Raw genomic sequence first — 26,048 nt, 5'->3', positions numbered from 1 at the left:
CAAAATAACACCAGTAGTGTTTACTACTACTGGTGTTTTCACACGCATCTTATTCAAAAGGTAGCTCGATTCTAAAGTTTGTTCCTACTCCTAATTGGCTTGTTACTAGAATGGAACCGTTATGCAATTCTACAATTTCTTTTGCAACAGCTAGCCCAATACCTTTTCCTCCAGTAGCTCTCGTTCTCGATTTATCAACACGATAAAAACGATCAAAAATATGCGGGATATCTTCTTCAGGAATACCTTCTCCCTCATCGTCTACATTTATTGTAAAATAATCTGTTTCCGTGAGTACACGTATCGTAATAGATGTGTTTTCTGGCGAATGTTGATAAGCATTGTGTAATAAATTTAACATAACTTGTTCCATACGTCTTTCGTCTATGCAAACTTCTAAATCATCTTTGCAATATACATGGAGTTGCATTTGTTTGTTAGTTAATGTTGTTTTTGTTTTTTCAACCATTCGTTCTAAAAATGGTTGAAGAATCACTTTTTGTTTTTTTATAACAAACTGATGTTGTTCTAATTGCACCAGCATAAATAAATCTTGGACGAGATCGGTTACACTATCTGTTTCATCCTCAATGATTTGTAAGTATTCTTCACGCTCTTCTTTCGTTAAAGAGTCTCTCTTTGCTACCTTCGCATAACCTTTCATATAGGTTAATGGAGTTAATAGTTCATGGGCAACACTAGCGAGAAATTCATTGCGTTCTTTTTTCATATAAGTCAGTTCACTAGATAAATCTTCAATCGTTTTTGCTAAACTTCCAAGTTCATCATTCCGTTTAATACCTAATTGAATTGGTGTATTTAATTTTGACATTTTTTCTGTTGCCCTCTTCATTTTTATAAGCGGTTCTGTAATAACACGAGAAAAAACAAAGACAGAAATAGTCGTTAAAATAATTGTCAAAACACTAATGATAAGAAATTGATTCATGAGTTTAAGTAACATATTTTCTAAGAAAGATGTCTTTAATAACATATACAACTTACCTTGAAATCCTTGAAGTTCCAGCGGGCTTACTGTTGAGATGAATTTTGATTTTTTCCAGTTTTTTTCATTGATTAATCCACCTTCTGGGATAGTCTCTGTTTTACAAGTAAGTTGTTTTTGCATTTCTTTTGTTACAGGTTCTGAGGTAGAAATAATTTTGCCGTTATTGTCCGTTATAATGATAGCTATATCAGAGTTAGCAATTAATTCTGATTCAACTAAGTGTTCAGCCGCAGTGTTGATATCAAACTCGGGGTACATAGCACGTTTAGGCCGTTTACTGTGTTCAGCGCTTTCCATGAGTTTCTTTTCTTTAGAATATACATCCCACTTCGCGCGTTTTTTAATAATTTTACTATAGCGATTTCCTTTCTCTAAAAGAGCAAGTGTTTCTTCCTCAATGCGCATTGTTGAAATGCTTTTGTAAAAAGATACAAAAGCAATTGTTTCAATACATAAAGCTAATATTAAAAAGTATGTCCCAACTTTAAGTGAAAGTTTACTCATTTTCTCACCATACCTTATTTCATATAAAGGGTCAGTGGTATACTATTGTCCACTGACCGAAGTAATTATTCACTTTTCCATTTATATCCGACTTTATAGACAGTTTCTAAGTAATCTTCAACAGGAAATCCTTTTTTGCGTAATTTATCGCGGATATTACGAATATGTGAATCGATTGTTCTATATTCAATGTCTGTTTCATAACCCCAAATTTTTTCGATTAAATCATCTCGGCTATAAGCACGGTTTGTGTTTTGTAAAAATAATCCAAGTAACGAAAACTCGATAGGTGTCAGGGAGATTTTTTCATTATAAACTGTGACAGTATGTTTCGTTTTATCCCACTCGATACCATTGAAGCTAACAAATCCATCTTTCTTTGTACGACGTAATATAGCTTCGATTCTTGCGACTAATACATGCTCATCAAATGGTTTTGTAATATAGTCATCTGCGCCCATAGTGAGACCTTTCACCATATCGTAACTTTGATTGCGGGCTGTTAGCATAATAATTGGAACGTTGGAAATTTGACGGATTTGATAGCAAGTATCCCATCCATCCATATTCGGCATCATAACATCTAACAAAATAATATCGAAGTCTTTTTGTTCTATTAACTTTAGTGCTTCAAGGCCAGAGGTAGCTTTCATACAAAAATAGCCACGAGGACTTAAGAACAAATCTAATAATCGTAACATGCGTTCTTCATCGTCTACTAATAAAATTTTAACCATAATATTGTGCACCCCAAACTGTTCATTCTACTTGTATAGTTTACATGAAAATAATAAAAAACTCTTTTTATGTGATTGAGTGGAAGAGTTATTTTTCGCTCAGAGTAATTGACATAAAAAATGCACTAGTTTTGCACAACTATTTCTTATAATAGAAAACGTAGCGACACAAAATACCCTATGTTGCGACATAACGTCATGTCATTTTATTTATAAAATGACAATTCCATTCTATTGTGTATGTGAGATAGAGAGGGTTTTCGTATTCACCTCGCATCGGATAAGAAAAATTTCCTATCTCACACTTTTTTTAAAAGGAGATCATACACATGAATCCAAAAGAAGAAATTTCAAAAAAAGAAAAGCAAGATCGTAATACGGTTGTCATGTGCATTGCCGTATCTATGGTTATTATTATAAGTTGTGTAAATAAAATTTTGGGGATTTTATAATATAAAAAAGCTTATTGCTTCTTAAGAAGCAATAAGCTTTTTTCGTTATTAGGGGAATAGTTCTATATAATAAACCAAGGTAAAATGGCTAACCCAGAAGTTACAATTGCTGTAGTAAATATTAAAAGCATAGCTCGTTTGTTTTGTTTCATGTCACATTCTCCTCTATCTATCAATTGAATGCTATACGTTCATTTCATAATTGGTGCCTCACTTTATACTTTTAGTATAATGAATGGAAAGGTTTGGTACGATCGATAAAGGTGACATGAAGATTACATTGTTGTAATGAAAAAAGCACCTTTTTTAATCAAAAGGTGCTTTTGGAAAACTATATTGAAGTATTAATCATTTAAGAACAGAACCATATGTTCCTCGTCCCAATATTGACCGTTATGTTTTAAAGAACGTTCTTGTACGCCGTAAGTTTGGAAGCCTAATGACTCATATAATTTTTTTGCAGCATCGTTACCAACTACAACATCGAGCATAAGTTGTTCTACATGTAGTTTATCGGCATTTTCAATAATTGCTTTAATTAGAGCTCGTCCTGCTCCAAGGCCACGCGCTTTTGGGGAAACAAAAACGGAACCGATTTTTGCTTTATGTTCTTGTTTAATGAAAGGCTTTGTTTCTAAAGTAGAAATGCCGATTAAATCGTTATCTTTGAAGACCCCTAGAGTATACTTATCCGGATTGCTTAATCGTTTTGCCATAGCAGCTACAGGATCCTCATGTTTAAGAACATCTTCATAAGAAGAGCTAAAAGCTTCCGGGTTCTTCGTTAAACCTTCCATACAAACTTTTAAATATATTTCTGCGTCCTCTGTCGTTAATAAGCGAATTTCCATAGTTATAACCTCCTTGGTCGATTTCAAATAAAATAAATCCATTACTTCTATAAGATTGTGTATGCGTTTTGTTAGCAGTCTCTTTTAATTTGTAAAAGAATGAAAAGATATATGCTACAATGTTTTGTTTTTAATATGTAATGAAATTATATATTAACTTTATTAACTATTCAAGTCTTTAATATATTACATTTTTATAACTAAAATAACTCCTCAACCGAGGAGTTATTTTAGTTATTCGATTGATAACCATCAATTCGATGTGGATGTGTGTAAATATTGCAAGATTCGTTTCTAATAAATCCTACGACTGTAATGCCTAAATCATGAGCGAGTTGTAATGCTAATTTTGTTGGAGCGGATTTAGATAGAACCATTTCACATCCGATTTTTGAAACTTTGAGTAAAATTTCGGATGAAATACGCCCACTAAATGCAATGATTTTTCCTTTAACAGATATATCGTTGCGCAAACAATGGCCATATATTTTATCTAATGCATTATGTCTTCCGATATCCATTCTTGATAGGAGGATATTATTTCGATCACATAGCGCGGTATTGTGAACCCCGCCGGTTTGGCGAAAGGTAGTGGAAGATTGTTGTAAAGTATTCATTAAGTAAAAGCATTCTTCAGGAGTAATTTTTACATGTATATCATGTAAATCTTTTGCTTTTGCTGCATCGTTAACGAAAATGAAACCTTGTCTACCTTTTCCGCAGCAAGAAGTGATGTATCGTTTATTATATAAAGTTTGATAGAGTGGATTTACTTTTGATGATGTTACATGGACAATTCCGTTATCTTTTTGCACCCATAGTTCTTCAACATCTTTATAGGAAGCAATAATTCCTTCAGAAATTAAAAAACCAATTACCATATCTTCAATATAATTTGGTGTGCATACAACTGTTACATATTCTTCACCATTTAATTTAATAGTAATAGGAGATTCTGTAACAATCTCATCCAGTTGTTTTGAAAATGTACCAGATTGATAGCGTACAATTGTATAAGTCTCTTGCGTAGGCCCCATATTAAATTCCCCTTTTATATGTATTTCTCTCCCATATTTATCATAAAACAATGGGGAAATAAAAACACCTATTAGCAAGGAAATCACAGATTATTTTGGTTATTATTGTATATGTACGATATAATAGAACCGTAGAATAGTGATATTTTCAAGCTTTCGTAGTTATACCTTATAACATCTAGAATCGACTTCATAAGAAAAGTATTCGGGCAGAGCGTTTCAAAAATATGTACAGTAATGCGATTTTGAAAACGGATTCATAATTGTGTTGTACAGTTGGTTGTAAGGAGAGGGGAAACTATGGCAGAACAGACAGTCCGTGTAACCGTGGATGGTAAAGAATTTTCCACATCGGGTGAAAAGACGATACTACAATTATTTAACGAGAGTAATTTGGAACATCCTCAAATTTGTCATGTACCAGAAGTAGATCCAATTCAAACTTGTGATACGTGTATTGTAGAAGTAAATGGGAAGTTATTACGTGCTTGTTCAACGAAATTAGAGAACGGTATGCATATCGAAAGACAGTCCCAGCGTGCAAAAGAGGCACAGACTGAGGCAATGGATCGAATATTAGAGAATCATTTATTGTATTGTACCGTTTGTGATAACAATAATGGTAACTGTAAAGTCCATAACACGGTACATATGATGGGAATCGAAGAACAGAAATATCCGTATGAGCCGAAAGTAAGTGCTTGTGAAGTGGATATGTCACATCCGTTTTATCGGTATGATCCAAATCAATGCATTGCTTGTGGACAGTGTGTAGAAGTATGTCAAAACTTACAGGTTAATGAAACTATATCGATAGACTGGAACTTAGATCGTCCACGTGTTATATGGGATCATGGTGTAAGCATAAATGACTCATCTTGTGTGAGTTGTGGGCAATGTGTAACAGTATGTCCATGTAATGCGTTAATGGAAAAATCAATGTTAGGTGAAGCTGGATTCATGACAGGATTAAAGCCAGATGTGTTAGATCCGATGATTGATTTTGTAAAGGATGTAGAGCCTGGATATAGTAGTATTTTGGCAGTTTCAGAAGTAGAGGCTGCGATGCGTAAGACGAAAGTTAATAAAACAAAAACAGTTTGTACATTTTGTGGTGTCGGTTGTTCATTCGAAGTATGGACGAAAGATCGTCAAATTTTGAAAGTACAACCTGTTTCAGATGCACCTGTTAATGGTATTTCCACATGTGTAAAAGGTAAATTTGGATGGGACTTTGTAAATAGTGAAGATCGAATTACGAAGCCATTAATTCGCCAAGGAGATATGTTTGTTGAAGCTTCATGGGAAGAAGCATTAGAAGTTGTTGCTTCTAACATGCAGCATATTAAATCTGAATATGGCAGCGATGCATTTGGATTCATTTCTTCATCGAAAGTAACGAATGAAGAAAATTACCTTATGCAAAAACTAGCTCGACAAATATATGGAACGAATAATGTAGACAACTGTTCTCGTTACTGTCAGTCGCCAGCGACAGATGGTTTATTTAAAACTGTCGGTATGGGCGGGGATGCTGGAACAGTGAAAGATATAGCTGAAGCAGGACTTGTCATTATCGTTGGTGCGAATCCAACAGAAGGACATCCTGTACTTGCGACGCGTGTAAAACGTGCTCATAAATTACACGAGCAAAAACTAATTGTAGCAGACCTCCGTAAACATGAAATGGCAGAGCGTGCGGATTTATTTATTCATCCGAGCCAAGGAACGGATTACGTATGGCTTGCTGGTATTACGAAATATATTATTGATCAAGATTGGCACGATAAAAAGTTTTTAGCTGAAAACGTAAAGAATTTTGATGAATATAGCAAAATGCTAGAGAAATATACGCTGGACTATACAGAGAAAATTACAGGGATTTCGAAAGAAAATCTGAAAGAAATGGCTCGTATGGTATATGAAGCAGATGGTACTTGTATACTTTGGGGAATGGGTGTAACTCAAAATACAGGAGGAAGTACGACATCAGCAGCAATTTCAAATTTACTACTTGTTACGGGTAACTACCGTCGTCCTGGTGCAGGTGCATATCCATTAAGAGGACATAATAACGTACAAGGTGCTTGTGATATGGCAACATTACCAAACTGGCTTCCAGGTTATCAAGCAGTATCAGATGATACGCTTCGTGCTAAGTTTGAAAAAGCATATGGTACAACTATTCCGAAAGCGCCAGGATTAAATAATATTGCAATGTTACTTGCAGCGGAAGAAGGAAAACTACGCGGTATGTATGTCATGGGTGAGGAAATGGCTTTAGTCGATTCAAATGCGAACCATGTGCAACATATTTTAGCGAATTTAGATTTTCTTGTCGTTCAAGATATGTTCTTATCAAAAACAGCTCGTTTTGCTGATGTTATTTTACCGGCAGCACCAAGCTTAGAAAAAGAAGGAACGTTTACGAATACAGAGCGCCGTATTCAAAGATTATATGAAGTATTGAAACCGCTTGGTGATTCCAAACCAGATTGGTGGATTTTGCAAAAAGTTGCTCGTGCACTGGGTGGGGATTGGAATTACGAAAGTCCAAGTGAAATTATGGACGAAATCGCATCACTTGCACCGTTATACTCTCAAGCGACGTATGACCGTCTAGAAGGATGGAATAGTTTATGTTGGGGTAGTCATGATGGTAGCGATACACCGCTATTATATGTAGACGGATTTAACTTCCCAGATAAACTTGCTCGTTTATCATTAGATGAATGGGTACCACCGGTTGTAGCACCAGATGAGTATGATTTACTTTTAAATAATGGACGCATGCTCGAGCATTTCCATGAAGGGAATATGACGAATAAGTCGGCTGGTATTTTATCTAAAGTATCTGAAGTATTCGTTGAAATTTCACCGGAACTTGCTATAGAGCGCAATGTGAAAGATGGTGGTCTTGTGGAATTAGCATCACCATTTGGGAAAATTAAAGTACAAGCGCTTATTACAGATCGTGTAACGGGGAAAGAGCTATATTTACCGATGCATGCAACAGTAAATGAAGAAGCGATTAATATTTTAACTGGGACGGCAACAGACATTTATACGTGTACACCGGCGTATAAACAAACGATGGTGAAAATGCGTGTGTTACGTGAAAAAGGAGACCGCCCGTTACCATCTTCGAACCCGCGAGATAAAAAGCGTAATCCGCAAAATGGTGTTGAAATCGAGCAAAAGTGGCAAAGAAAACAATACGTATCACTTGTGGACTAGGGGGCGGAGATAGTGGCGAAAGAAATTACGTTAATTAAAAAGAAAGTTGTAACAGAGGAAGAACAGAAGCAGCAATTAGCAGATGAACTTCTAAATGAGCTATCTAATAATCGTGAAGCAGTAGAAGAAACAATGCAGCTTTTAGCACAGTTGCAAAAGGCTGGTATATTAGATGCGGCGATTAGTTTACTTGCTGCGAAGGAAGATGTTTCAAAGATCGCTGTGGAGCAATTAAATCGTGAACCAGTTAAAAATGCACTTAACAATATGATGGGAGCGGGGGAAGCACTATCCTCAGTTGACCCAGAAGTAACGAAGCAAATCACATCGAGTTTAGTCACTGGATTACAATTTGCAACAGATGAATTAAATAGTGGCAAAAAAACAAAAGTGATGGATTTCTTTAAAGTGTTAAAAGATCCAGATATCAATAGAGCCATTACATTCGGTTTTAGCTTCTTGAAAGCATTTGGACAAGGGTTAGAGAAAAAATAGAGTAGATGAAAAAAGTGATGGGGAGTAACCATCACTTTTTTCATTGTATGTATAAGAGTGTTCATGTTAAGCGGAATATATTATTATTAAAAAGATGGATTAGAAATGGAAATGTGGAATCCATCTCAAATATCGTTTTAGAATGTGGAGGAATATATGCAACACCGTAAAAGACTATCTATACCAGGAGTAATTGGACATTCCTTTCAAACAGTTAGATTTGCTTTTTGGAATGTATTAACCTTTCAACTTGCTTATAAATTATTAGCAGCGATTGTATTTGTCCCGCTATTTGGGATCATTTTTAATAAGTTATTGTATTTTGGTGGTTATGCAAATGCGACGAATGATGAATTATTAGCGTTTTTAAAGACGCCATACGGCATAATGGCAATCGTAATTTTATCATTGTTAGCACTGTTTCTTATCTTTACGGAATTTGCGGTGCTTATTATTATTTCGTACTTTGCTCATAAAAGGCAAAAGGTGAGATTACGTCCGATTTTGTATAAAACAGTAACGTATTTACCTTCCCTTTTTACATATTGCTTACCAGGATTTGTTTTGTACGCAGTTGTGTTATTACCACTATTAAGTACGGGGTATAAATCTGCATTGATTCCTGAGATTCAAATTCCTAATTTTATTACAGGTGAACTATTTAAGACAACAATGGGTCAAGTTGGATATTATACTTTCTTTGCTGTAGTTGCCTATTTAAATCTTCGTTGGATCTTTGTTTTACCTATTATTGTTTTAGAGGAAAAGCCGTTCCGCACCGCAGCACGAAAAAGTGCAAACTTAGTAAAAGAAAGCTTTTTTAAAGTATTATTCTTTTTAGTAGGTTTTTTCATATCTGTAGGAATTGTCTTTCTTTTATTTATAGGAATTTATTTACTTTGTCTGTGGGGAGTATATGAATTTACAAACCCAGCAGGGACATTTGCATTATTAGCGGAATCAACAATGTCTGTGTTTTTAACGAGTACATTGTATTTATTTAGCTTTATCGTGACACCATTTTATATTATGGCGATTACGCGATTGTACTTACAAAAGGTTCCAGTTGAAGATGTTTTATTAGAAGAAGGATTAGATTATTCGAAAACGAAAGCAGATAAATGTTTCTTCCAAAAACATCGTTGGAAATTTATTGGCGTATATATTGTAGGAATTATTACTGCGGGAATGGTTGTTGCCTTCATTGTGACCTTTATTACAAACACATATAAAGAACCAATTATTATGGCTCATCGTGGTTATATTTCAAAAGGTGTAGAGAATACGAAAGAAGCTGTGCAGGGGGCTATTGATGCGAAAGCAGACTATGCTGAAATTGATGTACTGCAAACGAAAGACGGTGAACTAGCAGTTATACATGATTTGAAGCTAAAACGTCTTGCTAATGCTAATGTTCATGTGTCAGATTTAACGATGGACGAGTTAAGACAGCTTACTCTTAGTCAAGATGGGTTTTCAGGACAAATAAGTACACTTGATGAGATTATTAAGCTGTCAAAGGACAAAATCAAACTTAATATTGAAGTGAAGCTTCATGGTGGTGAAAAAGATTTCGTAAACAAAGTATTAAAAGTGATTAAAGATAATGAATTTGAGAAGCAATGTGTCATTCAAACGTTACACTATCCGCTTATTAAAGAGTTTAAACGTGCAAATCCCAATATAAAAGTAGGATATATACTGTATGCAAGTAGAGCTAACTTAAAGAATGTGAAAGCTGATTTTTATGTAGCAGAAGAATACATGTTAAATAAAAAATTAGTAAAAGAAGCAAGGAAATTAAATAAGCCAATTTACGTATGGACAGTAAATGATATGGAAAGTTTAAAGGGATATTATAAATTAAACGTAGATGGTATCATTACCGATTATCCTGAAGATGCACGTGAAACAATTAAGATGTTAAAAGAGCAAGAAGCGGAAGAAAGTGATTTGTTTGATAAAATTACTGAAACAACAGATGATTTATTTTCCAAGTTATTTATAAGTTACCCAGCTGCTGGCTAAATGCCTGCAGCTGTTTTTTTAGGAAAAGAATATATCTCTAAAGTATTGTGTACAGTAATAAGTGTATATGTATACGTCGATACTTAGGTTTCTTACATTGTTAAATTATTGTCGAATAATAAATGATTGCTTCTTATTTTTAGGGCGTATAATAAAAATAGAGTGATAGATAATGAAATGGCACGAAGATGCTAATAGAATCAATGTTCCATATATTTACACTATTCTAAATATATAAACTTTAAAAAAAAGGTATGTTAGCGTTTTCATAACTTTTAAGTTATGCTAGAATAAGGACATAAGTTATTAATTATTACAAAAAGAAAAAAGAATCTCTTTTTTCTGTTAATTATAAGGGGGCATTTCATTATGCGTATTGGGGTACCAGCAGAAATTAAAAACAACGAAAACCGTGTGGCAATGACACCAGCAGGTGTTGTACATTTAATTCGTAACAATCACGAAGTATTCATTCAAAAGGGTGCAGGTTTAGGATCTGGTTTCACAGATGCTCAGTATGTTGAAGCGGGAGCAAAAATTGTTGATACAGCTGAAGAAGCTTGGAATATGGAAATGGTTATGAAAGTTAAGGAACCAGTTGAAAGCGAATACAAACACTTCAGCGAAGGTTTAATCTTATTCACATACTTACACTTAGCTCCAGAACCAGAATTAACAAAAGCATTAATCGAAAAGAAAGTTGTTTCTATTGCATATGAAACAGTACAATTAGAAAACCGTTCTCTACCATTACTTGCACCTATGAGTGAAGTAGCTGGTCGTATGGCTGCACAAATTGGTGCACAATTCCTTGAGAAAAACAAAGGCGGTAAAGGTATTTTACTTGCAGGTGTTCCAGGGGTTAAACGTGGTAAAGTAACAATCATCGGTGGTGGACAAGCTGGTACAAATGCTGCTAAAATTGCAGTTGGACTAGGTGCGGATGTAACAATCATCGACTTAAGTGCAGAACGTCTTCGTCAATTAGATGACATTTTCGGAAACCAAGTAAAAACTTTAATGTCTAATCCTTACAATATTGCAGAAGCTGTAAAAGAGTCTGATCTTGTAATCGGTGCAGTATTAATCCCAGGTGCAAAAGCGCCAAAACTTGTAACAGAAGAAATGATTCAATCAATGGAACCAGGTTCTGTTGTTGTAGATATCGCGATTGACCAAGGTGGTATTTTCGAAACAACTGACCGTATTACAACTCATGATAACCCAACTTACGAAAAACACGGCGTTGTTCATTATGCAGTTGCAAACATGCCAGGTGCGGTTCCACGTACATCAACTCTTGCATTAACAAACGTAACAGTACCATATGCAGTACAAATTGCTAACAAAGGCTACAAAGAAGCTTGCCTAGGAAACGCTGCATTACTAAAAGGTATTAACACATTAGACGGCTATGTAACATTCGAAGCAGTTGCAGAAGCTCACGGTGTAGAGTACAAAGGTGCTAAAGAATTATTAGAAGCAGAAACAGTATCTTGCTAATAGCAGCATTATACAAAATAAAATCGAACAATATATAAACCAACATGATAAGAGCTAAGAGTGAAGATCTCTTAGCTCTTCTTGGCAAAAGGGGGCATACATCGTGGCCAACCTATTTAAAAAGAAATCCGTTACGCAATTGTTAGGGGAAAGTAAAAGTAAAACTTTAACGAAAACGCTAGGGGCATTTGACCTAACAATGCTAGGGATTGGTGCGATAATTGGTACAGGAGTTCTAGTATTAACTGGATTAGTAGCAGCAAGAGATGCTGGTCCAGCAGTTATTTTCTCATTCATGATTGCAGCAATTGTTTGTGGATTTGCAGCTTTATGTTACGCAGAAGTTGCATCTACACTTCCTGTGTCAGGTAGTGTGTACACATATTCATATGCAACAATTGGTGAGTTTGTTGCCCATTTAATGGGATGGACATTGTTATCCGTATATGTCGTAACGACTGCCGCAGTAGCCGGAGGATGGACGGGTTATTTCCATAATTTAGTGAGCGGATTAGGACTTGAAATTCCTAAAGCCTTGTTAACGATTCCATCGCAAGGTGGTATGGTAAACTTACCAGCAGTTATCGTTACGTTAGTGATAACTTGGTTATTATCACGAGGTACAAAAGAAAGTAAGCGTGTGAATAACATAATGGTATTAATTAAAATTGGTATTGTTGTTTTATTCATTGCAGTTGGTGTATTCTACGTGAAACCAGAAAACTGGATACCATTTGCACCGTACGGTTTAAGTGGAGTGTTCGCAGGGGGAGCAGCAGTATTCTTTGCTTTCTTAGGATTTGATGCATTAGCAACTTCTGCTGAAGAAGTAAAAAATCCGCAACGTGATCTACCGATTGGTATTATTGCTTCGTTAGTTATTTGTACAATCATTTATGTTGTAGTTTGTCTCGTTATGACAGGTATGGTTTCTTATAAAGAATTAGATGTACCAGAAGCTATGGCATATGTGTTAGAAGTTGTAGGACAAGACAAAGTAGCAGGTATAATCGCAATTGGAGCTGTAATTGGTATTATGGCTGTAATTTTCGCTTACATTTATGCAACAACTCGTGTATTCTTCGCAATGAGCCGTGACGGTTTATTGCCAAAATCTTTCGCGAAAATTAACAAGAAGACTGAAGCGCCAACATTTTCAGTTTGGTTAACAGGAATTGGTAGTGCTTTAATTGCTGGATTTATCGATTTAAAAGAATTGTCGAATTTAGCGAATATTGGAGCGTTATTAACATTCGCCATGGTTGGTGTAACTGTTATCATTCTTCGTAAAACGCATCCGAAATTACAACGTGGATTTATGGTACCACTTGTACCGATCTTACCGATTATTTCAGTTGCATGTTGTCTATTCTTAATGGTAAATTTACCATTAAAAACATGGATATACTTCGGTGTTTGGTTAGCAATCGGAGTAGTTGTATACTTTGTTTATTCGAAAAAACATAGTCATTTAAAAGACGATGGAAGTTCGCAGGATAATTTAGAACAAGCTAATTAAAAGGGATATAAGTATAGTAAGCCTTGTGCGTCTAGGGAGCGCGCAAGGCTTTTTTCTTTTGGGCAAAATGTACATCCTTTTTTGTATGAGAATGTAATGGATGCGGAAAATATGGGTACGCCTTATTAAAATGTGAACAAAATGTTCGGAAAAATGTATGAGATTTCATTGACACATATGAATGGACGCTCATATAATAAGAGTATAAGATATATGAATAATTGTTCATATGTTCAAATGAAGAGGTGAGCTATAATGGCTGTAAATAAAGTAGAAACACCACAAGAGACATGTTCTCAAACGATAATTCATGAAGAAGTTGTTGATCAAGTAAAACAAACAATTCCAACTGATGAAAGTTTAAGTAAAGTAGCAGAATTATTTAAAGTATTAGGTGATCGTACACGGACGAGAATATTACATGCATTATTTGAAGCTGAAATGTGTGTTTGTGATTTAGCTTATTTATTAGGAATGACACAATCATCTATTTCGCATCAGCTTCGTGTGTTAAAGCAAGCGAAACTTGTAAAGAATCGTAAAGAAGGAAAGGTCGTTTATTATTCGTTAGCTGACCAGCACGTAATTCATATCTTCGAGCAAGCGTTTGAACACGTAAACGAGGAAGAATAAAAAGAACGCGAGGAGGGAGAACGATGGCTGAAGCATTAGTGAAAAAGAAACTGGTGTTAGAAGGTTTAGATTGTGCGAACTGTGCAATGAAAATTGAAAAAGGCGTTGGGAATATAGAAGGAGTAAATTCTTGCTCTGTAAATTTCGCGACAAAAACAATGGTTTTAGAAACAGCACAAAATACAGAAAGCGAAGTTGTTACAGAAGCAAAACAACTCGTTACAAAATTAGAACCGCACATTAAAGTGCAAGAAGAAAACAACACAAAAGTAGCAAAAGAAGTGTTTATATTAGAAGGTTTAGATTGCGCGAACTGTGCGATGAAGATTGAAAATAAAGTGAAGGAAATGCCGTCTATTTCAGCAGCAACTGTTGATTTCGTATCAAAGAAATTAAGAGTTGAAGTAGCGAATAAAAGAGAATTAGAAGCGACTGTAGCAAATATAACAAATATCGTTCAAAAGTTAGAACCAGATGTGAAAGTTGTTCGTGAAGAAAAAGGTGGGCATGACCACGGACATAGTCACGACCATGGTGAAGCAAATGTGAAAAAGATGGTAGGACGATTAGTGGTCGGCGGAATTTTGACAGCAATTGCTGCATTAGCGGGCTTACCACAAATGATAACAATTCCGTTATTCGTCCTTGCGTATTTATTAATAGGCGGAGATATCGTTTGGAGAGCGGTAAGAAACATAACTCGCGGCCAAGTGTTCGATGAGAACTTCTTAATGGCAATTGCAACACTAGGGGCTTTTGCGATTCAACAATATTCAGAAGCTGTTGCGGTAATGCTATTCTATCAAGTAGGGGAACTATTCCAAAGTATTGCGGTCAATCGCTCCCGAAAGTCAATTACTTCATTAATGGATATCCGTCCTGATTATGCGAATGTGAAGGTTGGAAATGAAACGAAACAAGTATCACCAGAAGATGTACAAATCGGCGATTATATTATCGTGAAGCCTGGTGAGAAAGTACCATTAGACGGAAAAGTAGTTGAAGGAACATCAATGGTAGATACTTCAGCATTGACCGGTGAATCTGTACCACGTGAAGTCGAAGTTGGAAATGATGTATTAAGTGGTTTTGTGAACCAAAATGGTGTATTAACAATTGAAGTGACAAAAGAATTTGGTGAATCAACTGTATCAAAAATTTTAGATTTAGTTCAAAATGCAAGCAGTAAAAAAGCGCCAACAGAAAACTTTATTACGAAGTTCGCGCGTTACTACACTCCAGTTGTAGTTATTACAGCAGCGATCATGGCGTTTATTCCACCACTTATTTTAGAAGGAGCTACATTCTCAGAATGGATTTATAGAGCTTTAGTGTTCTTAGTAATCTCTTGTCCATGTGCGTTAGTTGTATCAATTCCTCTTGGATTCTTTGGAGGAATTGGTGGTGCATCTAAAAGTGGTGTGTTAATAAAAGGAAGTAACTATTTAGAAGCTTTAAATGATGTGAAATATATTGTTTTTGATAAAACAGGAACATTAACAAAAGGTGTCTTCAAAGTTACAAAAATGGAACCAAGCGAAGGTATTACAAATGAAGAATTATTAGAATATGCAACATTTGCTGAAGTGTATTCTAATCATCCAATTGCACAATCTATTCGAAAGGCATACGGAAAATCAATTGATGAAAAAATAATCGATGAGTATAGCGAAATTTCTGGTCACGGTACAGTCGTAAAAGTACAAGGAAAAGAAATTTTTGCAGGTAATGCTAAATTAATGAAAAAAGAAAACATTACATTTAAGCAACCAGAAACGGTAGGTACATTAGTTCACGTTGCTGTAGATGGGGAATATGCAGGTTATATCGTTATCTCTGATGAGGTAAAAGAAGATTCAAAACAAGCAATTCAAAAATTAAAAGAACTAGGTATTAAGAAGACAGTCATGTTAACGGGTGATGCAAAATCCGTTGGTGAAGCTGTTGGTAAAGAATTAGGTTTAGATGAAGTTCACGCAGAACTATTACCGCAACAAAAAGTCGAAGAGATTGAAAAAATTGATGCGGCGAAGAACGGAAAAGAAAAAGTTGCTTTTGTTGGTGATGGTATTAATGACACACCGGTATTAGCAAGAGCAGATGTTGGTATTGCGATGGGTGGTTTAGGATCAGATGCAGCGATTGAGGCGGCAGACATCGTTATTATGACTGATGAGCCTTCAAAAATTGCAACAGCCTTAAATATTGCAAAACGCACACGACGCATTGTATGGCAGAATATCATCTTTGCATTAGGGGTAAAAGGATTAGTTTTATTACTTGGTGCTTTTGGTATTGCAACAATGTGGGAAGCTGTCTTCTCAGATGTTGGTGTGACACTACTTGCAGTGTTAAATGCAATGCGTGTACTACGAGTGAAAGATTTATAAAAAGAGGACGCAACCTGCGTCCTCTTTTTTAGGTTATTTTGTTGAAATTGACTCAATAAAATAATAACAAATATTATTTTATAAACAAATAACGTAATATTAAAATTTACAAATAAAAAATATTTGTCGTACTATTTTAATATATTTTCCACAAAGATACATATCGTATTGAAAAAACAGAGAAGGAAAAGCTTCTCTGTTTTATTTTTGTATATTTTTTTCAACTTGTTCTCGAACAGTTTGAATGTAATTCATTTTATGATCCCAACATTCTTGACTTAAATCGACAGGGTACTCTTCGGGATTTAAAGTTCGCATATATTCTTCCCAAAATAGTGCGAGACTCTGTTCGTTATATTTTTGAATATCTAATATATCTGGTAATTCATATGTTCTTTCGCCGTTAATGAAAATGTCTTTATGCAGTTCGCGTGCTTCAAAGTTTGTTACAAATTTACTTATATACGTGTGAACAGGATGAAACATTTTTAAACGTTCTTCTTTTCCTGGCTCTTCAGAATCTAATGCAATATAATCGCCTTCTGCATGATCGTTAACTCGATTGATAATGCGATAAATTCGTTTCAGTCCTGGAGTGGTAATTTTTTCAGGGTTAGATGAAATTTTAATTGTATCATTTAACTTTCCATCAGTATCTTCAATCGCAACTAGTTTATAGACAGCCCCTAACGCTGGTTGTTCAAAGGACGTAATTAATTTTGTTCCAACGCCCCATACATCAATTTTTGCGCCTTGAGATTTCAAGTGCATAATTGTGTATTCATCTAAATCGCTAGAAGCAATAATTTTTGTATTTGTAAACCCAGCTTCATCTAGTAGTTTTCTTGCCTTTTTAGATAAATAAGCCATATCACCACTATCAAGGCGAATTCCATAAAAATCGATACGATCCCCAAACTCTTTCGCGACGCGAATCGCATTTGGAACACCTGATTTTAAAGTGTCGTATGTATCAACGAGAAAGACACATTTTTTATGAGTTTCAGCGTATTTTTTAAACGCGACATATTCATCGCGATATGCTTGAACGAAAGAGTGAGCGTGTGTGCCTGCTACAGGTATTCCGAAGCGCTTCCCAGCCCGTACGTTACTCGTAGATGAGAAACCACCAATAAAGGCAGCGCGTGTGCCCCAAAGAGCAGCATCAAACTCGTGGGCACGTCTTGTGCCGAATTCTAAAAGTTCATCGTTATTTGCAGCATGCTTCATACGAGCAGCTTTTGTTGCAATTAATGTTTGGTAATTCACAATGTTTAACAGGGCAGTTTCAATAATTTGTGCTTCGCCGAGCGGTGCATCAACACGTAATAAAGGCTCGTTATTAAATACAACTTCACCTTCTTGCATACTTCGAACGGTCCCAGTGAATTTCATATTTTGTAAATACTGAAGGAATTCTTCTTCAAATTGTAATTCTGCTAAATAAGCGATATCGCTTTCGGTAAAGCTGAAGTTTTCTATGTACTCTACAATCTTTTCAAGGCCAGCAAAAACAGCATAACCGTTCTCGAATGGAAGCTTTCGAAAGTATAAATCAAACACCGAGCGGCGATTATGAATACCATCTTTCCAATATGTATAAGCCATATTAATTTGATATAAATCTGTATGTAAGGCATAGCTATCGTCTTTATAATAAGTCATCGCGAAAACACCTCCATAATTTGGTTATAGTATACCAATTTTTAATCGTTCGTAGCAAAGAATGGATATGGAAGTAGAGTCAAGAGGAAAAAAAATGAAATATTGCATATTTTTTAGAAAATTAACATTTATCAATTTATATTTCTCAAGATTTTATGTATTATTAGAGTAATGGGGGTAATGAGAATGGAGGAGGACAATGCAACAAACATTAGAAAAAATAGGCAAACAAGTCTTTTATAAACGGCTACAGCAAAAAATGACACAAGAAGAATTATGTCAGGGCATTTGTTCTGTCTCATACTTAAGTAAAATCGAAAATGGAAAGATCGAGGCATCAGAAGAAATTCTACAATTGCTCTGCACAAGGTTAGAAATTGCCGTGACGGATTTGAGAGATGTAGAAGAAGATGTGAAGGGGAAGCTAGATGAATGGTTGAATGCACTAATCCGTTTGGATAAGGCACAGATTGAACGCATACGTAACGAACTGGAAGAGGATATGCAAAGTGTTCAAGATTTTGAAATCATAAATTATTATAAATTACTTAATATACGCTATTTACTGATGAAAAGAGAATTGCCGGCAATCGCAGAAGAATTAGAGAAGCTTAAGAAGGCATATAAGAAATTTTCACCTTTTCAGAAGTTATTATATACGTATAGTAAGGGATTATTATGCTGTTTACAATATAAGTGGAAAAAAGGATTAGAGGATTTACTTGAGACAGAGATCATGGCTAAAGAACTTGGATATCATGAGACAGGAATTTATTATAATATTGCACTTACTTATAGTCATTTGGAAATTCAGCATCTTACTTTACATTTTGCGAATATCGCATTAGAGGCATTTAGGAGTGAGTATAAATTTCGAAATGTGATAAATTGTCAAATTCTCATTGCATTGAGTTATGCAGAACAAGGGCAATATGAAGAAGCTTTAACAATGTATGAGAATATATTGAGGGAAGCGGAGGCTTTTGCAGATAAAGATGTTCTTATGTCTATTACTCTAAGTAATATGGGGAATATATATTACAAAAAGAAAAAATATCAGCAAGCAAAAGAGCACTATTTAGAGAGTTTACAACTTCAAAAACAAGTAGATTTAAATTATATAGATACAGTATATGAAATGGCACTATCTTGTATTAAATTAGAGCAGTTTGAAGAAGCGAAAGAATGGATTAATAAAGGCGTTACTGCTGCTAAACGTGAAGAGCGTTTTAATACAAAATTGTATTTGATCCTTATGCTTCAATATAAGTATTTTGGAGAAGCGAAAGAATATAAAGAATTTTTAGAATTAGAAGCGATACCTTTTTATAAATCAGCAGGAAATAAAATTGAATTAAAGAAAGTATATATAGAACTTGCAGAATATTTTGCTCAATCATTAAAATTTGAACAAAGTAATCAATATTATAAATTAGTTATTGAAATGTTAGAAAATCATAAGGAGGATGGAAAATGAAAAAAGTAATAGCTGGAATTTTAACATTGGCAGTAGTGCTTACAATTGTTGGTGGAGTACAATATACGAATAAACCAGATACTTATGCATTAGATGCTAATGCATCGCAAGAAGTAAATTTATAATATTGAGAAACCCCTTTCCAATTGGAAAGGGGTTTTTTCAATATTTGTTCCTCAAAATTCTACAAAACTTGAGAAAATAATTATTTGAATTTTTAGTATATTAATAGTGGAAACATAGTGCTACGATAAAACTACTCTTTTTCAAAAAATAATTTATTAGGGGGAAGATTCATGAAAAAGAAAAGTTTAGCGTTAGTGTTAGCGGCAGGAATGGCAGTTACAACGTTTGGAGGGACAGGCTCTGCATTTGCGGATTCTAAAAATGTGCTCTCTACGAAGAAGTACAATGAAACGGTGCAATCACCTGAGTTTATTTCTGGTGATTTAACTGGAGCGACTGGTAAGAAAGCAGAATCTGTTGTGTTTGATTACTTAAACGCGGCAAAAGGTGATTACAAACTAGGGGAAAAGAGTGCGCAAGATTCTTTCAAAGTGAAACAAGTGAAAAAAGATGCTGTAACTGATGCAACAGTAGTACGTATGCAACAAGTATATGAAGGAGTACCTGTATGGGGATCTACTCAAGTAGCTCACGTAAGTAAAGATGGTTCTTTAAAAGTATTGTCTGGAACAGTTGCGCCTGATTTAGACAAAAAGGAAAAGTTGAAGAATAAAAATAAGATCGAAGGCGCAAAAGCAATTGAAATCGCGCAGCAAGATTTAGGTGTAAAACCGAAATATGAGGTAGAACCAAAAGCGGACTTATATGTATATCAAAATGGTGAAGAAACAACATATGCATACGTTGTGAATCTAAACTTCTTAGATCCAAGCCCAGGAAACTACTACTATTTCATTGAAGCAGAAAGCGGTAAAGTATTAAATAAATATAATAAACTTGATCATGTAGCAAATGAAGATAAGTCACCGGTTAAGCAAGAAGCTCCTAAACAAGAAGCAAAGGCGGTTGTAAAGCCTGTAACAGGAACGAATAAAGTAGGAACTGGTAAAGGTGTATTAGGAGATACAAAGTCGCTTAATACAACGTTATCTGGATCGTCTTACTACTTACAAGATAATACGCGCGGAGCAACGATTTTCACATATGATGCGAAAAACCGCTCAACATTACCAGGAACATTATGGGCAGATGCGGATAATGTTTTCAATGCAGCTTATGATGCAGCGGCAGTAGATGCTCATTATTATGCGGGTAGAACATATGATTATTATAAAGCTACATTTAATAGAAACTCTATTAATGATGCAGGAGCTCCGTTAAAATCGACAGTTCATTACGGAAGTAAGTATAATAATGCGTTCTGGAATGGCTCACAAATGGTATACGGAGATGGTGATGGTGTAACGTTTACTTCATTATCTGGTGGAATTGATGTAATTGGTCACGAATTAACGCATGCTGTTACGGAAAACAGCTCAGATTTAATTTATCAAAATGAATCAGGAGCGCTAAATGAAGCAATTTCTGATATTTTTGGTACTTTAGTAGAATTCTATGATAACCGAAACCCAGATTGGGAGATTGGTGAAGATATTTATACGCCTGGTAAAGCAGGAGATGCGCTTCGTTCTATGAGTGATCCAGCGAAATATGGTGACCCAGACCATTATTCTAAGCGTTACACTGGTTCAAGTGATAACGGTGGAGTTCATACGAACAGTGGTATCATTAACAAACAAGCTTATTTATTAGCAAATGGCGGTACACATTCTGGTGTAACTGTAACTGGTATTGGTAAAGATAAGTTAGGTGCAATTTATTACCGCGCAAACACACAATATTTCACGCAATCTACTACATTTAGCCAAGCTCGTGCTGGTGCAGTACAAGCTGCAGCTGATTTATATGGTGCGACTTCTGCGGAAGTAGCAGCAGTGAAGCAATCATTTAGTGCTGTTGGTGTAAACTAAGGGTTTAAGAGAGTATTATTAATAAAATACTTCAAAAATAAAGAAGGAGCCTATGCTCCTTCTTTATTTTTTTCTCCATTTTTTCCACAAATAAAACAATCCAATAGCGCCCGCAATTGTTACAATCCACTTCGCTTCATTCGTTCCATTCATGACATGATAGGCAGAATATACTTCGATTAACAAAGCCGGTATTTTACCTATTGTGCTGGCAATACTGAAAGAGAGTAATGACATTTTGCCTAGAGCGGCAAATAAAGTAACGATACTAGATGGGATGAAGGGTATGAATCGAAACGATAGAACGAGTAGAAAGGCCTCTCTACCTTCTACATAAAGTAGGCGTTCTACCTTTGGATACTTATTTACTTTGTTGTGAGTGAATTTCTGAAGGCCTATACGATAAATATAAAACGAGATAATAGCCCCTAATGCCTCACCAGTGATCGAAATAATAGTTCCATTCGTTACACCAAATAGCTGTATGTTAATAGCGGTCAAAAAAATACTAGGGATAAAACCTAAAAGACTGATGATGACGTTAATTAAGATACTAAGTGGAATTGCGATTGAATAATAGTCTGTTAAGAAGTTTTGAATTGTTTCAGCCATTGTTTAAAATCCTTTATCTTTTTTTGCATTACACCATATTTCTATTGTGTAGGCAAGTGCAAATTTACATAATGTAGGAAACTGTTGATAAAATACCGTGTGTATACCTTATATGGGTATTGGGTATATAAAATAAGGGGTATATTATTCTAGTTTGGAAAACACCGAACAAATCCTTTATTTAAAAGGTTTGTTCGGTGTTTTTAAGTGGTGATTAAAGTCGGGAAATAATTAAAAAACATAGGGGTATATTTCAGAGAGGGTCCAAAATAGTAGTTTAATGAAATTAGGGTGGTAATATGGCAAAATTGATGAGGAATTTTAAAAATGTATATGTTTTTTCGTTGTGAAATTGACTTTTAGTGAAGTTACGATAATAATCATGGAAGAGGTGATATGATGAAACGAATAAGTAGTCTTTTCTTGAGTAGTTTATTGGCATTAATGCTGATCTTAAGTGGATGTGCAGGAAAAGAACAAAAAACAGAGAAACAAACAGGGAATCAATCGACATCAGTAGAAAAAATTAGTGATAATATTTTAGATGAAATGGAAGGGCCACCTAAAAATGGTCATACAATTGAAAGACATGTAGGAAAATCAGAAGAGGATTTGAAGAATCGCTTGAAGACAGATAAAGTATCAGCGGCAAGTACATACTATGATAAGGAAACAGCGACGAAAGCTGTAAAAGATAGTTTGAAGCAGCATGATAAGGAAATTCAAGATTGGTTAAAAAATTCTAAAGAGGCTCGTCTCGTATTAAATACAACTCATTCATTCCCAGTTGGAAAAACGGTAATAAAGAAAAATATGAATGTAAAAGACAAGTTAGTAAAAACTGTTACTGTTTTGGCGAGAGATAAGTCAGGAGATTTAGGATATAAGATCATTACTTCTTATCCATCTGATAAATAAGAAGGGGGAGTAAATATGTATACGACATTACAATATTTTCTCAAATCGTATTGTACGTTAAGTATCCATGAGGATGAAATAGTAGGCGTGATGGAAGAGTTTATAGAGCAAGAAGATGAAGAAATTGTTTTGAAATTACGCGATGAATTATTATATATGAAGAAAAAGAACGCTTGGGAAGAGGCGTGCGTATTAGCTGCGAAGCAAGGAAATCGCATGTGGTCTTTAGAAGAAACGAAAGACCATCTTGAAGCTTTTTTACTATTATTGCAAAAGAAAAAGGCGTGAGTAGATCACGCCTTTTTTGTTTTTTTAATTTATTCGTTTGATAGTGTCTTATTGTTTTGGAGCGCTTTTATATACGCTTTTTGAAATTTGTCCATTAGATAGTACTTCACCGTTTTGTGTTACTTTTTTATATGTAACTGCTGTTATTTTATCATTAGTCCTGCTAATTACTTGAGAAGACACTTCAACATTTTTACCAGTATTTGTTCCGAAAATACGAGTAGTAATACTGCCTCCATTTGAAAATGCTTGAATATAAATATGATTGCCTGTATTGTTTTTAAATTTTAAATCCGGACCATAATCTGCCACTGCTGCATCTTGCCCAAGTGGTAAATAATTTACGGGCATAGAATGATTGCTTCGAGAAACAATTCCTAAATCTGCCCTTAAAGCTGCGCTATATAATGTGCTACTAACTTGGCAAACGCCTCCGCCTGCACTTTGTATAACCTTACCTTGTGAATATACGGCTGCGGATTTATAACCATGTGCAGCATCTGTTACACCAACGCGGCCATTAAAACTAAACGTTTCATCAGGTGCGACAATCACTCCACTTAAAGTATTAGCTGACTTATTTACGTTATAGGATTGATTTCCATTACGGCCAGCCATAGGAGTTGAATATTCAGCAATTACTTCTTTAATCCCCATTTTCTGTATATCTTCTGTAGAACGCTCAGGTTTTAATAGTGTAACTGGTAATGTAACGTCCGATGAGCCAGAAGTGATGGCCTGTTTCGTTAAATCAGTTAACTTTCCTTTATCAATTTTTTCTCCATTTTGACTTTGGCTAATATTTACTGTAGAGCCTTCAACACTTAATTCGGCATTAACAGGATTTTTTAATGTGTCATTATATTTATCCTTCATAAAGCTTTCATAAGCAGTTGTATTTAATTGAGCTGTTAATTTATAGTCACGTTTTAATTCACCGTTTTCGGCCTGCTTCCGCATTTGGTAACGATTTATTGCATTTCCTTCTTGTTCTTTAAAGATTTTGTCGATAATATCTTTTTCTTTATAATTTATACCTAAATCTTTCCATGTGTAAGTTTGTTTATCATTTTGGAATATGTAGGTAAGAGATTTTTGATCTAATTCAGTTACCTTTTGATTAATAATTTTTTGAATATCTTTTTTATTTTTTCCATCGAGAGAAATACCTTCAAATGTAGTATTTGGTAATGCAGTAGTATTTAATTGATTATTTAGTTTGGATACATATTGATATCCACCAACACCCCCTACACAAAGTAATATGCCTCCAGTAATTGCAGAACCAATCAGTATTTTACTTAGCTTCATTTATTTCCCCCCAGAAATTTTTGTATAAATATATGTATTACATTTTTTGTATAAAAATGATGAAAATAACATTATGTACGTACTAGTATACTATTATTTCCACTATGTGTGTAATGTTTTTATAAAAAACGTTACACTGTTGTAACAATTGTCTCTTTTTGTCACAATATGTACGAGAAATATGTTGAAAATTATAATAAAAAGGCTGTCTAGAAAGATCTAGCAGCCTTTTTATTATAATTTTTTATGTTCATTTTTATTCGTAACACCGAGATGTTCTTGTAGTGTTGTCGAAATATTATTGACGCTTTTTTCATTTGGAACGTAATAATAAATACCACCTATATATTTATCAGTACCTTCTACTTGCATTTTGTCCATTTTTAGATTGGAATCCATTGAATTTTTGGCAATTGTCATCATATCATCAAAAGTTAAATTTGTTTTTAAATCTTTATCGACAGCGTCTAGTAGACCACCGATTTTATTAATGGAATTAAGAGATAGTGCTTTTTCAGCAATAGCTTCTAAAACAAGCTGTTGTCGTTGGCCGCGCATGTAATCACTATCGATATGACGAGTTCTAGCTAGTGCTAATGCCTCTTCTCCATTTAAATGTTGGCGTCCTTTTTTGAGGTGAATTGCATCTGCTTCGTCTTTACTATTTTGTTCTGTAAACTCAACTGGAACATCGACAGTAATACCACCAAGAGAATCGACAATTTTGATAAATGATTTAAAGTTAAATTTTACATAGTAATCAACTGGAACATCTAAAAATTTCTCCACGGTATCAATTGTGCTGTCCACACCACCGAATACGTGCGCATGTGTAATTTTATCGTATTTATCACGTGATTTAATGTAGACACGTGAGTCACGTGGAATACTCACAAGTTTAACAGATTTATCGTTTTTATTAATTGTTGCAAGTAATAGCGCATCCGTACGAGTTGCTTTTCCGTAATTCTTGTCCCTAATATCACTTTCATCAACACCCATAATAAGTACAGAAATGTTGTCAGTCATAGGTTTCACGGCTTTTTCACGTTTGCTGGATTTATCCCCGCGGCCCAGTTCAGAGTAGGCATTACTTAACACAGATTTCGCTTTACTGTATATATGGAAGGAATAGCCTCCTGCTCCAAGTGCTATAATCAGTAATGGAATAAGAAGGAACCAGAGTAGGCGTTTTTTCTTTGAGCGTCCTTTTTTGGATCGGGTGTCTTTGTTCATATCATCGGATTTCATCATTTTTCTCCTTTAAAACTATCAAAGTGTATACATCTAGAAGCGCATTCAAACACATAAAAAATATTGTACGCTAAATAAAAGCGATTGTACATGTATAAAAAATAGATGTCTTGATTATTTATCCTGCATTA

21 protein-coding genes are annotated in these 26,048 nt (G+C 34.8%); 13 read left to right on the top strand and 8 right to left on the bottom strand.

Annotated elements, in window-relative coordinates; genetic code table 11:
- Nucleotides 1-49 precede the first annotated feature (49 nt).
- Both QEP67_RS24995 and QEP67_RS24990 read right to left on the bottom strand, forming a co-directional pair.
- Entirely contained in the window at nt 50-1,513 is a 1,464-nt protein-coding gene (locus QEP67_RS24995) for a HAMP domain-containing sensor histidine kinase (protein WP_000041034.1), read from the bottom strand.
- A 65-nt stretch (nt 1,514-1,578) separates the two neighbouring features.
- The gene (locus QEP67_RS24990) at nt 1,579-2,250 is read right to left on the bottom strand and encodes a response regulator transcription factor (protein ID WP_000238952.1); all 672 of its coding nucleotides are present in this window, start codon (nt 2,248-2,250) and stop codon (nt 1,579-1,581) included.
- A gap of 329 nt (nt 2,251-2,579) precedes the next feature.
- Here QEP67_RS24990 and QEP67_RS24985 point away from each other — a divergent pair, with 329 nt between their 5' ends.
- Complete coding sequence (locus tag QEP67_RS24985) at nt 2,580-2,702, top strand: hypothetical protein (RefSeq protein ID WP_001068388.1); 123 nt, start codon at nt 2,580-2,582, stop codon at nt 2,700-2,702.
- 344 nt (nt 2,703-3,046) lie between these two features.
- Here the strand turns inward: QEP67_RS24985 and QEP67_RS24980 are convergent, their stop codons facing one another.
- Entirely contained in the window at nt 3,047-3,553 is a 507-nt protein-coding gene (locus QEP67_RS24980; protein WP_000405878.1) for a GNAT family N-acetyltransferase, read from the bottom strand.
- Between the two features lie 230 nt (nt 3,554-3,783).
- Nucleotides 3,784-4,590 (bottom strand): formate dehydrogenase accessory sulfurtransferase FdhD, encoded by an 807-nt coding sequence (gene fdhD / locus QEP67_RS24975; protein WP_000529227.1) that lies wholly within the window; start codon nt 4,588-4,590, stop codon nt 3,784-3,786.
- Between the two features lie 300 nt (nt 4,591-4,890).
- Here fdhD and fdhF point away from each other — a divergent pair, with 300 nt between their 5' ends.
- The 7 genes from fdhF to QEP67_RS24940 all read left to right on the top strand — a co-directional run bounded on the left by fdhF (nt 4,891) and on the right by QEP67_RS24940 (nt 16,395).
- A complete protein-coding gene (gene fdhF / locus QEP67_RS24970; protein WP_000840693.1) occupies nt 4,891-7,827 on the top strand; it encodes a formate dehydrogenase subunit alpha in 2,937 nt (978 codons plus the stop codon).
- A 12-nt stretch (nt 7,828-7,839) separates the two neighbouring features.
- Nucleotides 7,840-8,322: a DUF1641 domain-containing protein gene (locus QEP67_RS24965; protein WP_001040518.1), complete on the top strand. Its 483-nt coding sequence runs from the start codon at nt 7,840-7,842 to the stop codon at nt 8,320-8,322.
- Nucleotides 8,323-8,478: 156 nt separating this feature from the next.
- The gene (locus tag QEP67_RS24960; RefSeq protein ID WP_001164728.1) at nt 8,479-10,350 is read left to right on the top strand and encodes a glycerophosphodiester phosphodiesterase; all 1,872 of its coding nucleotides are present in this window, start codon (nt 8,479-8,481) and stop codon (nt 10,348-10,350) included.
- Between the two features lie 369 nt (nt 10,351-10,719).
- A complete protein-coding gene (ald, locus tag QEP67_RS24955) occupies nt 10,720-11,853 on the top strand; it encodes an alanine dehydrogenase (protein ID WP_001219752.1) in 1,134 nt (377 codons plus the stop codon).
- Between the two features lie 103 nt (nt 11,854-11,956).
- On the top strand, nt 11,957-13,372 hold the full coding sequence (locus QEP67_RS24950; RefSeq protein WP_001284892.1) for an amino acid permease: 1,416 nt from the start codon (nt 11,957-11,959) through the stop codon (nt 13,370-13,372).
- Between the two features lie 255 nt (nt 13,373-13,627).
- Entirely contained in the window at nt 13,628-14,005 is a 378-nt protein-coding gene (locus QEP67_RS24945) for a metalloregulator ArsR/SmtB family transcription factor (protein ID WP_000290207.1), read from the top strand.
- 23 nt (nt 14,006-14,028) lie between these two features.
- Nucleotides 14,029-16,395, top strand: a complete 2,367-nt coding sequence (locus tag QEP67_RS24940) for a heavy metal translocating P-type ATPase (RefSeq protein WP_048567114.1) — start codon at nt 14,029-14,031, stop codon at nt 16,393-16,395.
- 201 nt (nt 16,396-16,596) lie between these two features.
- On the opposite strand, the gene QEP67_RS24935 is transcribed toward QEP67_RS24940, so the two are convergent.
- A complete protein-coding gene (locus QEP67_RS24935) occupies nt 16,597-18,060 on the bottom strand; it encodes a nicotinate phosphoribosyltransferase (protein ID WP_000222903.1) in 1,464 nt (487 codons plus the stop codon).
- 199 nt (nt 18,061-18,259) lie between these two features.
- Here QEP67_RS24935 and QEP67_RS24930 point away from each other — a divergent pair, with 199 nt between their 5' ends.
- From QEP67_RS24930 to QEP67_RS24920, 3 genes are all read left to right on the top strand, one after another.
- A complete protein-coding gene (locus QEP67_RS24930) occupies nt 18,260-19,537 on the top strand; it encodes a tetratricopeptide repeat protein (RefSeq protein ID WP_001187950.1) in 1,278 nt (425 codons plus the stop codon).
- Entirely contained in the window at nt 19,534-19,662 is a 129-nt protein-coding gene (locus QEP67_RS24925) for an NprX family peptide pheromone (RefSeq protein ID WP_000755493.1), read from the top strand. Before QEP67_RS24930 ends, QEP67_RS24925 begins: the two co-directional genes overlap by 4 nt.
- A gap of 171 nt (nt 19,663-19,833) precedes the next feature.
- On the top strand, nt 19,834-21,534 hold the full coding sequence (locus QEP67_RS24920; protein WP_000730359.1) for a M4 family metallopeptidase: 1,701 nt from the start codon (nt 19,834-19,836) through the stop codon (nt 21,532-21,534).
- A gap of 63 nt (nt 21,535-21,597) precedes the next feature.
- Here QEP67_RS24920 and QEP67_RS24915 read toward each other — a convergent pair whose 3' ends face one another.
- Complete coding sequence (locus QEP67_RS24915; protein WP_000852213.1) at nt 21,598-22,146, bottom strand: VTT domain-containing protein; 549 nt, start codon at nt 22,144-22,146, stop codon at nt 21,598-21,600.
- A gap of 399 nt (nt 22,147-22,545) precedes the next feature.
- On the opposite strand from QEP67_RS24915, the gene QEP67_RS24910 reads away from it, so the two are divergent.
- Nucleotides 22,546-23,064 carry an RNase A-like domain-containing lipoprotein gene (locus tag QEP67_RS24910; RefSeq protein WP_000822712.1) on the top strand — a complete coding sequence of 173 codons (519 nt, stop codon included), beginning with the start codon at nt 22,546-22,548 and terminating at the stop codon, nt 23,062-23,064.
- A 15-nt stretch (nt 23,065-23,079) separates the two neighbouring features.
- Nucleotides 23,080-23,352 (top strand): hypothetical protein, encoded by a 273-nt coding sequence (locus QEP67_RS24905; protein ID WP_000288799.1) that lies wholly within the window; start codon nt 23,080-23,082, stop codon nt 23,350-23,352.
- Between the two features lie 48 nt (nt 23,353-23,400).
- Here QEP67_RS24905 and QEP67_RS24900 read toward each other — a convergent pair whose 3' ends face one another.
- Nucleotides 23,401-24,663, bottom strand: coding sequence for a VanW family protein (locus QEP67_RS24900; protein WP_000777385.1), 1,263 nt, complete (start codon nt 24,661-24,663; stop codon nt 23,401-23,403).
- Nucleotides 24,664-24,897: 234 nt separating this feature from the next.
- Nucleotides 24,898-25,917 carry an LCP family protein gene (locus tag QEP67_RS24895; protein ID WP_048567113.1) on the bottom strand — a complete coding sequence of 340 codons (1,020 nt, stop codon included), beginning with the start codon at nt 25,915-25,917 and terminating at the stop codon, nt 24,898-24,900.
- Between the last annotated feature and the right edge of the window lie 131 nt (nt 25,918-26,048).

This window comes from Bacillus cereus group sp. MS39 (assembly GCF_040448665.1).
In the GTDB taxonomy this organism is placed as follows: domain Bacteria; phylum Bacillota; class Bacilli; order Bacillales; family Bacillaceae_G; genus Bacillus_A; species Bacillus_A wiedmannii.
The sequence above is the reverse complement of the archived record's forward strand: the minus strand, read 5'-3'. Positions and strand labels throughout refer to the sequence as shown.

Bases quoted from the DNA above. Each gene is read 5' to 3' on its own strand.
- QEP67_RS24995 (WP_000041034.1), bottom strand. From the start codon at position 1,513: ATGAGTAAACTTTCACTTAAAGTTGGGACATACTTTTTAATATTAGCT.
- QEP67_RS24990 (WP_000238952.1), bottom strand. From the start codon at position 2,250: ATGGTTAAAATTTTATTAGTAGACGATGAAGAACGCATGTTACGATTA.
- QEP67_RS24985 (WP_001068388.1), top strand. From the start codon at position 2,580: ATGAATCCAAAAGAAGAAATTTCAAAAAAAGAAAAGCAAGATCGTAAT.
- QEP67_RS24980 (WP_000405878.1), bottom strand. From the start codon at position 3,553: ATGGAAATTCGCTTATTAACGACAGAGGACGCAGAAATATATTTAAAA.
- fdhD (WP_000529227.1), bottom strand. From the start codon at position 4,590: ATGGGGCCTACGCAAGAGACTTATACAATTGTACGCTATCAATCTGGT.
- fdhF (WP_000840693.1), top strand. From the start codon at position 4,891: ATGGCAGAACAGACAGTCCGTGTAACCGTGGATGGTAAAGAATTTTCC.
- QEP67_RS24960 (WP_001164728.1), top strand. From the start codon at position 8,479: ATGCAACACCGTAAAAGACTATCTATACCAGGAGTAATTGGACATTCC.
- ald (WP_001219752.1), top strand. From the start codon at position 10,720: ATGCGTATTGGGGTACCAGCAGAAATTAAAAACAACGAAAACCGTGTG.
- QEP67_RS24945 (WP_000290207.1), top strand. From the start codon at position 13,628: ATGGCTGTAAATAAAGTAGAAACACCACAAGAGACATGTTCTCAAACG.
- QEP67_RS24940 (WP_048567114.1), top strand. From the start codon at position 14,029: ATGGCTGAAGCATTAGTGAAAAAGAAACTGGTGTTAGAAGGTTTAGAT.
- QEP67_RS24935 (WP_000222903.1), bottom strand. From the start codon at position 18,060: ATGACTTATTATAAAGACGATAGCTATGCCTTACATACAGATTTATAT.
- QEP67_RS24930 (WP_001187950.1), top strand. From the start codon at position 18,260: ATGCAACAAACATTAGAAAAAATAGGCAAACAAGTCTTTTATAAACGG.
- QEP67_RS24925 (WP_000755493.1), top strand. From the start codon at position 19,534: ATGAAAAAAGTAATAGCTGGAATTTTAACATTGGCAGTAGTGCTTACA.
- QEP67_RS24920 (WP_000730359.1), top strand. From the start codon at position 19,834: ATGAAAAAGAAAAGTTTAGCGTTAGTGTTAGCGGCAGGAATGGCAGTT.
- QEP67_RS24915 (WP_000852213.1), bottom strand. From the start codon at position 22,146: ATGGCTGAAACAATTCAAAACTTCTTAACAGACTATTATTCAATCGCA.
- QEP67_RS24910 (WP_000822712.1), top strand. From the start codon at position 22,546: ATGAAACGAATAAGTAGTCTTTTCTTGAGTAGTTTATTGGCATTAATG.
- QEP67_RS24905 (WP_000288799.1), top strand. From the start codon at position 23,080: ATGTATACGACATTACAATATTTTCTCAAATCGTATTGTACGTTAAGT.
- QEP67_RS24900 (WP_000777385.1), bottom strand. From the start codon at position 24,663: ATGAAGCTAAGTAAAATACTGATTGGTTCTGCAATTACTGGAGGCATA.
- QEP67_RS24895 (WP_048567113.1), bottom strand. From the start codon at position 25,917: ATGATGAAATCCGATGATATGAACAAAGACACCCGATCCAAAAAAGGA.